The organism is Arthrobacter sp. 05N428_2 (assembly GCF_056397065.1).
In genome coordinates this window covers 1-8,561 of the sequence record NZ_JBFTMR010000032.1, presented here as the reverse complement: position 1 = coordinate 8,561, position 8,561 = coordinate 1, and the positions used below count along the sequence as shown (strand labels likewise).

The 8,561-nt window shown below is 62.5% G+C and carries 6 protein-coding genes; 5 read left to right on the top strand and 1 reads right to left on the bottom strand.

Annotation, left to right across the window (positions count from 1 at the left end; translation table 11 throughout):
* Nucleotides 1-278 precede the first annotated feature (278 nt).
* Nucleotides 279-971 carry a hypothetical protein gene (locus AC1DGI_RS18115; protein ID WP_476899825.1) on the top strand — a complete coding sequence of 231 codons (693 nt, stop codon included), beginning with the start codon at nucleotides 279-281 and terminating at the stop codon, nucleotides 969-971.
* A 558-nt stretch (nucleotides 972-1,529) separates the two neighbouring features.
* Nucleotides 1,530-2,879, top strand: a complete 1,350-nt coding sequence (locus tag AC1DGI_RS18110) for an MFS transporter (protein WP_476899824.1) — start codon at nucleotides 1,530-1,532, stop codon at nucleotides 2,877-2,879.
* Between the two features lie 1,811 nt (nucleotides 2,880-4,690).
* Here AC1DGI_RS18110 and AC1DGI_RS18105 read toward each other — a convergent pair.
* Nucleotides 4,691-5,107: a helix-turn-helix transcriptional regulator gene (locus tag AC1DGI_RS18105; protein WP_476899823.1), complete on the bottom strand. Its 417-nt coding sequence runs from the start codon at nucleotides 5,105-5,107 to the stop codon at nucleotides 4,691-4,693.
* Nucleotides 5,108-5,305: 198 nt separating this feature from the next.
* Between AC1DGI_RS18105 and AC1DGI_RS18100 the strand changes: the two genes are divergently transcribed.
* From AC1DGI_RS18100 to AC1DGI_RS18090, 3 genes are all read left to right on the top strand, one after another.
* Nucleotides 5,306-6,025, top strand: a complete 720-nt coding sequence (locus AC1DGI_RS18100) for a DUF4389 domain-containing protein (protein WP_476899822.1) — start codon at nucleotides 5,306-5,308, stop codon at nucleotides 6,023-6,025.
* 178 nt (nucleotides 6,026-6,203) lie between these two features.
* The gene (locus AC1DGI_RS18095; protein WP_476899821.1) at nucleotides 6,204-6,992 is read left to right on the top strand and encodes a DUF4386 domain-containing protein; all 789 of its coding nucleotides are present in this window, start codon (nucleotides 6,204-6,206) and stop codon (nucleotides 6,990-6,992) included.
* A gap of 33 nt (nucleotides 6,993-7,025) precedes the next feature.
* A complete protein-coding gene (locus AC1DGI_RS18090) occupies nucleotides 7,026-7,247 on the top strand; it encodes a hypothetical protein (RefSeq protein ID WP_476899820.1) in 222 nt (73 codons plus the stop codon).
* Nucleotides 7,248-8,561: the final 1,314 nt, after the last annotated feature.

Genomic DNA, 8,561 nt, shown 5'->3' with positions numbered 1-8,561 from the left:
CTCGATCCGACCGGTGCCGGCAGGACCCGATGGGCCGTGCGTTGGAAGCCCGCTTTGAACGCCTTCGCCATCACCTTCAGCGACCGATTCCCGGCAGCTGAAAACTACTAAAGGAAACCGCCGGATACACCGTTAGTGAGATAGTCCCGTCCCGAGTCAAAGGAGCACGCACCGCTGCCGTGATGCCGGAAGGAGTCTTCGTGGCGGCCGGCGGCGGGCTCACAACCCCGGTGGTTGTGAGACCGGGGTGCGGCCAAAGCAGGAAAGAGACGGAGGCGATGGCTGACACCGATAACTCTGACGCCCGCGCCGAGCATCGGTGGCCAGCGGTGATTGGACTGCTCATCGCGCTGGGCCTGTATGCCGCGCTGCCCAGCTCTTTCCTTCCGTGGCTCAGGTACACGGTGGTCTGCGTTGGTCTGGCAATGCTGATCCCACTCGTGCACCTGAATCCGCAACGGTTCCACAGGGAAACGCGGTGGTCAAAAAACCTTGCCACCGGGCAGGCGCTGCTCCTGGTCGCAGCTAACGAGGTGGCCCTGGTACAGGTGGTCATCCGGCTCACCACTTCGGGCAACAGCGACGGCCCGGCAATCCTGCTGGCTGCATTGCAGATCTGGGTCACCAACATCATCGCGTTCGCCCTGGCTTTCTGGGAGATGGACCGCGGTGGCCCCGTTACCCGCCGCCACGCCGAACGTACGGGCATGCCGCCAGCAGACTTCCGGTTCCCTCAAGACGAGGACCGCGACGCCATTGAGGAGGTCGCTGTAAGGTCCTCGGAGCGGACCGGGTGGGTCGCATCATTCATCGATTACGCATACTTCTCGCTATCCAATTCCATGGCCTTCAGCCCCACCGACACCATGCCGCTCTCTGCACGGGCAAAAGCGATGATGGGTGTGGAAGCAGCCGGGGCATTTGTTCTCCTCGCCCTCGTCATCGCCCGGGCGGTTTCGCTTCTCAGCTGAACGCACTGGCCCTGCGGCAAGAGCACGCCCGTCACGGTGAAAAATCGTCGAGCCCCGGGCCTTAACTTGCTCCCCCGCAAGCAACTAAAGGGCCCCTAAACGTCGACGGCGCTCGAACCTTGACCTTATCGCCGGCGCGCTCTTGTTATCTCGACCTTCCAGGTGAACGCGTCGAAGACCAAGGGCACTCCGGCGAGCAAGAAGGGGGCAGTGGCTACGGAGGGCTTCGAGGGGAAGTTCACCCGCAGCCATGTGGGGTTTAGCGGCGGCCGGCMTCGCGGTGTCGGTTACCGATTTGAGTCCGCCCGTTCGGGAGCCGGAAAACACCACCTCTGCAACAATTTCCTTGCGTACACGCAACAGTTGCGTAAGAATAAATGCATAGTTCGCGAGCGGGGAACAGCCAGCTTGCGCGGCGCGATTCCACCGCCGCCGGCTCCACCCGCAAAGTCCTGCTCGTTCCGCTGAGGCGGAAAGTGAGCCCGAAGGGGCCCGCGGGAGAGCAATAGCGTGCTAGGCGCGCCGTCTAATCAACCATCTTGCGAAGGAGCAATTCCGATGGCACAAAACACCACGTCAGCACCGGCAGTGGGCAACGCCCGGTGGAAGCGGCTGATTCCCGTCGCAATTGTCGTCTACATCATCTCGTTCATGGACAGGACCAATATCGGATTCGCCCTCACCGGACTCCACCAGGATCTGGGCATCAACGCCGCCCAGCAGGGACTGGCCGCCGGCATATTCTTCATCGGCTACCTCGTCCTGCAAATACCCGGCGGTCACCTCGCCGAGCACTGGAGTGCCAAGAAGTTCGTCGGCATCATGGTGCTCATCTGGGGCGTGCTGGCCATCCTTTCCGGATTCATCCAGGACTTCACCCAACTGCTCGTGGTGCGCTTCTTCCTCGGCGTGGCCGAGGCCGGGATCTGGCCAGCGATCCTTGTCCTGATCAGCCACTGGTTCCCCGCCGCTGAAAGAGCGCGCGCCTACGCGCTCTGGATGATGAACATCGCCATCGCCTCCATAATCACCGCTCCCCTCTCCGGGTGGATCCTCTCCTTCTCAGACTGGCGCTGGTTGTTCATCATCGAAGGCATCTTCCCGTTCGTCATCGCTGCGCCCCTGTGGTGGGCCCTGATCGCCGACCACCCCCGCGAAGCCGCATGGTGCTCGGTTCAGGAGCGCGAGTACATCGAGGAGGGACTGGCTGCTGATGCAGCAGCACACCCGCAGCAGGAGAAGCTCGGCCTCCGCCAGGTTATATCCAACGCAGTGGTATGGCGCCTGACGTTGGTGTATTTCCTAATCCAGATCGGCTTCTACGGCATCAACATCTGGCTCCCCCATGTGATCAAGACGATCACGTCCGGGTCACCCGTCGAGGTCGGCCTGATCACCGCGATCCCCTACGTGCTGGCGATGTTCGGGCTTTGGTACAACGCCAAGGCAGCCGACCGCTCCGGCCGTTACTCCACGCACGTGCTGCTGTCGATGGCGGTCGGTGCTGTTGCCCTGGTGGTATCGGTGGCAACCGGGGACAGCCTTCCGTTCCTTGCAGTCACCCTGATCAGCATCGCCGTCGCCGGGGCCCTTGCCTACGACGGCCCCTTCTGGGCTTCCGCGTCCCGTGCCATGCCGGCGGCCGTGGCTGGCACCGCAATGGGACTGATCAACGCGGTAGGTAACCTCGGCGGATTCGTCGGACCATATGTGGGCGGTTCCCTGCAGGATCTGACGCACGGCAGCTTCCTTGCCACATCCATCTTCCTGGCGTGCTGCCTGCTGGCCGCAGGCCTGGTGATGCTGACGCTGCGACGCGGCGGTGACAGGCCGCTGGACGGCGCCCGACTGGAGGAGGAACAGTTCGGAAGGACGGGAGCAAAAACACCCACGAAGAAGACGGTCTGAAATTGCGCTTGCAACAGTGCGGCTTCCCAGTCTGCCGAGGTCCCTTCGGGCCCCTCCAGCCTGGGGAGTCGTTCCACGAAGGAGCCCCGTAACCCATGACGAGACCCTGCGGCAGTGGGGGGCAGGCAGCCGCCGGGCGCCCTGACCTTGGAAACACTGCACCCAAGGTGGGCTCGAACCGGACTCCAGTCCACGGAAACACCGGACTCCCGCCGAAACATACGCAATCCGGCCCAGTCCGGCATACCCCGCCCGCAAAAGTGGCCGGTGACGCGGGGGCTATACGGTACACAACACGATGGCAGGACTCCTCATCTGATACGCCCGACCGGCAAAGATCCGGTCTGGTCGTCGCCGCGATGCTCCCCCAGCATGCGTTAACGACGGCGGCGGCCGAGATCGTCGGGAGTGCTGGCTTTGGATCCGGAGGCCGGTTCCCACCGCGAAACAGCGGAGACAGCAACGCCGGATACCCAGAATCCGGATGCGGCCGACGGCGGGAAGAATAATGGCTGCGGTGGCGGATACTCGTGCGAAAGCAATAGCTCCATAGACCACCAGTTCCCGCAAATCGCCCCCGGGGCCGGCCCGCCTGCCGACTGGCCAGGATCATGGTCATCTCCGGATCGGCCAGCATGTCATGCCGTTGCGACCGCATTCCTGCATGAACAGGTATCAGAGCGGAAATCCCGGGCCCGCAGCAGCCCTGGGCCGATCAAAAGAATTGTCAGCAAGTCATGTTGTACGCGGCCCTAGCCTTCATGAAGTGGCGAAAGCGAAAACCCAAGGGAAAAGACGAACGAGGATGAACACCCAGAAGAGACCCCACAGGGCAGCACCAAGCCCGTCGTAGTCTCCCGCTCCCCCACACAACCAGATACGGTCGCTTCCGGGACCCACACACCGGAACATCAGAGCAGAGGGAAGAGTGTGCACAAAGTGCACACGAAATAACTCCAAAAAGCCCCTGAACAGGGAAAACACTGTGCCCGAGGTGGGACTCGAACCGGACTCCAACCCTTAAATTTCCGTCTCTCCCCCGAAGACAACGCCAATCCGGGTCAGTCCGGCACCGGTACGGCCCAGTCGGAGACCCAAAGTGTGGACACTGTCCACGCCCCCAGTTCTCCCCACCAAAGACCCCCAAGCATCCGCACCCCGCGTCGACAGGGCGCGGCGCTTGTTTGCCCAGAAGGACTTGATCCTGCCGGAGAAGTCCAACCTCGGCCGCAACCAGGTCCTGCCCGCGCTCATTGCCGACTCCCGGGCGCACAGCACGGCATGCTCAGCCTAGAGACTCTCCATCACAACGTCACCTCCCTTCAAAACTTTCATGATCCGATGGTCGGACCGCTGCATGACCGGGCAGCGCCCTTTCAGACGCTAGCCGCGGACTAGCAGAGCCACACGAAAACAACGGACCCCGGCGGCGCCACCAGCCGCCGCCACAGCACGGTGCAAACAATCAGGGCCTCGCCACGAGCGCGGCACCAGCTGGCCGACGACGGGGCATAGCGTTGTCCTCTTCCTGATCATTCAAGGTTTGTGCCTTCCTCGTCGCCCCGTCGTGGTTGTCAGGAGGAGAGTATCCAGTGCCGGTGTCACCCCGGCCGCGTACGTGTCTGCCCCGCGATTCCGATCCGAAACGGCTTGGGCGATTGACGCTAAGGTACACCCGTAATTCGATCGTCCAAGGAGCGTGGGGCGGTAGTGGTTTCCGTGGAAACAACCGCCACAGCCCCTTCGCCCGCCCCGGCGAGCCGGACGCCGGCCTCGTCGGTCGACGGAAATGCAGCCCCCGATTACGAACCCTAGGGTGTGCCAGGAACCGGAGGCTGTGACAAAACCTTAGGTGTTGCGTCGAGCTGAGCGAGCCGCCGCGGCGGCGCCGTCCGTTGTTCACGGGAGTCGACCGGGCGGACATCGGCGGCTGGAATTGTAGAACGCTTCTCCTCCGCACCGAGAAGGACGTCGAGAATTTCGCCAACCGCGATCTCATCCAGACCTTCACGGCGGATCGGCTGGTTTGGATGCAGCTCATAGACATTGCGGCTCCCGACCCGGCGGCGGGTCAGGTAACCGCCCTCGACCAAATCCGCAACGAGACGGTGCGCCGCCCGCTCTTGGACCCCCACGCTTTCGGCGATCTCCCGGATCCGGATGCCGGGGTGGCGCGCGACGCAGTAGAGCGCATGCAGGTGATTAGTCAGAAAGCCCCATTCAGCCATGCCTCCACAATAACTGTCATAGGGGACATGTCCCTATTGACCTGTCTAATGCGCCGGCTTAACGTTGCGGTATCGGCGTAAGAGTCCCCTACCGTCGACAGAGTCGCGGACCAGGCCGAACGTGAGAGACCCCGCCCGCCGCTGTGACGCCGCGCCCCTGCCGGGGCAACCGTTTACAGCTCAAGGGAAGGACTTCTCATGGGGCAACTCACCTCATACCCGCTCATCCTCGACGGCGAGCGTTCCCCGCACCTGAGCCGATGGCTGTGGCTCGTCAAATGGTTGCTGATCATCCCCCACCTTATTGCGTTGTTCTTCCTGTGGATCATTTTCCTAGTGCTGTCGGTGGTGGCGTTCTTCGCGATACTGTTCACCGGTCGCTATCCACGGGCAATTTTTGACTTCAACGTCGGCGTGCTGCGCTGGACGTGGCGGGTCAGCTTCTACTCTTACAGTGCGCTGGGCACCGACGACTATCCGCCGTTCACGCTGGCCGACGATCCGGGCTATCCGGGGCGACTGTCCGTTGAGTACCCGCCGTCGCTTTCACGCGGGCTCGTGCTGGTGAAATGGTGGCTGCTCGCGATCCCGCACTACCTGATCATCGGAGTATTCACCGGAGCCGCCTTCGCCGGCTATAACGAGGTGCGTGACGGCAACGCCTGGGCCTACGGCAGCGGCCTGATCGGCTTGCTTGTCTGCATCGCCGGTCTCGTCCTGCTGTTCGCCGGCCGCTACCCCCGCGGCGTTTTCGACCTCCTCATGGGCATGAACCGCTGGGTGTTCCGCGTCACCGCCTACGCAGCGCTGATGACCGACCAATACCCGCCGCTCCGGCTCGACATGGGCGGCAGCGAACCAACACCCAGCGCAGAGGGCCCCGTCATGATCGGGCCGAATCCGCTGCCGACGACCTAAACGGTCCGAACATTGTCGACGCGGCGGGCACCGACGGTCCTGGAGTGATCCGCTCCCCCACCACTCGAACCTGAATGACAGGTGCAAGACGCCAATCATTTTTCTCCCGTCACTCCCCGGCGCCGGGCAGCCCGCTTCATCGCAGCCGGGGAACAAGCCACTGTCAAAGGAGTACGTCATGACGGCCAACATCAGCATCAACCCGCCGGTCCGAGGACCCGCCCAGCAGCGCGGAATGCACCCGATGAGGCGAATCTCGCTGGCCGCCGGCATCCTGTATGTGCTCACGTTTGTCTCCATCCCCACCCTCGCGCTCTACAAAGCGGTGAAGGACGACGCAGGGGCTTTCGTCCTGGGCGCCGGCAGCACCGCAGGGCTGCAGTGGGGCGCCCTGTCCGAGGTCATCGTCGGCCTGGCCGGCATCGGCACCGCCGTAGTGCTCTATCCCGTGGCCAAGCGGGTCAGCCAAACCGCAGCCCTGGGATTCGTGGCCGCCCGACTCGTGGAAACCTGCCTCATCTTCGTCAGCGTCGTCAGCCTGCTCACAATCCTCACCCTGCGGAACGACGTTGCCGGCACCGCAGGGACGGACTCTGCCTCGCTGGTCACGATGAGCCATAGCCTGGTCGCAACCTACAACTGGACATTCCTTCTCTCGCAAAGCCTTATGCCCGTGGCCTGCGACCTGCTCCTGGGCTATGTGCTGTACCGCTCCGCCCTGGTGCCCCGGATCCTGCCGATGGTCGCATTCATCGGCGCACCGCTGCTCCTTGCCTCCGACGTCGCGGTCTACTTCGGCGCCTACTCCCAGGTTTCCCCGTTTGCCGTCCTAGCCGCACTACCCGTCGCAGTGTTCGAACTCTCCCTCGGCATCTATCTGATCATCAAAGGCTTCAAACCCACACCACTCACAGCAGACGACGCCTCAACCCGTCACGGTCACCCCGACACCCAACAAACGGTCTAGCCATGAACAAGGCAAGAACGGCCTCAGACACGGATGGGGCTTAGTGCCGTCAAGAAGAACCGGCTGTTAGCGGAACCGCTCTGGCGGCCATACCGCTACGACAAACTCAGCAGTGTCACCGCGGTACCAATCAACGATCAAGAGCCCCCGCACTACATCGTGGTGGCCAGCATCCGCCAGGGCCGCCTCACCCACCGGGCCCGCGCCTTCCGGGATTTCTGCCTCCAACGGCAGGACTATCCAGAGCCCTCCTAGGAGTAAGAAAATCCGCGGTACTCCATACCTCCGCGTATCCACGAACGACCGCCGGAACCCACATGCGATCGGTAAAGATCCAGTCTAGGTCGCCGCCACGCTGCTCGCCCAGCATGCATTGACGCCCGGGAGGCAGTGGTAGTCGGGGGTTGCGGGCTTTGGATCCGGAGGCCAACTCCCACCGCCAAAAACAACGAGGACAGAGACTCCGGATACCCAGCATCCAAGGGCCACGATGAGATGGCTGCGGCGGCCAGTCAACTGATGGGAAGTCGATGGCAGCAAGGCCCACCAGTTCCTCCAACTCGCCCTCGAGGCTGGCCCCGGCCACCATATGGCCAGGCTCAGCGACCAAAGGATCTGATCCCGATCAGTTGCCCGTCACGCAGTTCCCCCGGCCTTCCTGCATGAACAGGTACACGAGCGGAAATTCCGCACCGGCCACAACCCTCGGTCGCTCTGAAGAATAGGCAGCAAATCATGTTGTAAGCGGGTCTAGCCACCATGAAGTGGTGAACGAGAAAGCCCAACGGAAAGGACGAACGAGGATGAAGGCCCACCAAAGACACCACAGGGCGATACCGCCGTAGACGGCCGCTCCCCCACACAACCGAATAGGCCGCCCGGGGACCCCACACACCCGGAGCATCAGATCAGCGGCGAGAGTGTGGACACTGTCCACACGAAGAAACACCAAAAAAGCCCCTGAACTGGGAAAACATGTGCCCGAGGTGGGACTCGAACCGGACTCCCGGTCCTGAATATCCGCCGCTCCACCGGAAACATCCGCAATCCTGACCGGTTCGGCACCGGTACGACCCAGTCCGCAACTGATTGCGTGGAAATTGTCCACACAATCTCTTTCCTCATCAAAGGCCACTCCCCCGAAAACCTCCGCAATCCGGCCCAGTCCGGCACCAGTACGACCCGATCCAAAGAGGGTGTGCACGTTGTGCACACCCTCTTTTGCCCGCTTCGGCAAGCACCGCGTTGCGGGGCGGCTCTCATGTTGGATATCGACGAAGATCATGACAGGGGGTCCTTCCTTTCTGGACATCTCATGGAGAGAGAACAGCAACCGCATGACAAACAGACAGCCCGGTCGTCCACGAAGCGAGTACGTACCACCAACGGCGTCAGCATTGTCAACTTCCTTCCACAGCACGGGACTGTGGAATTAACGGTGTATCCGGCTCGACACGCCAGGCGGTCTGCTTGGCAGGAATGAGCTGGATATGCCGGTGACACTGGATGCCGTGAAGACTGCGGACACCACTGCGAAACCGAAGGAAGATTCGGAGGCTGAGGCCGCCC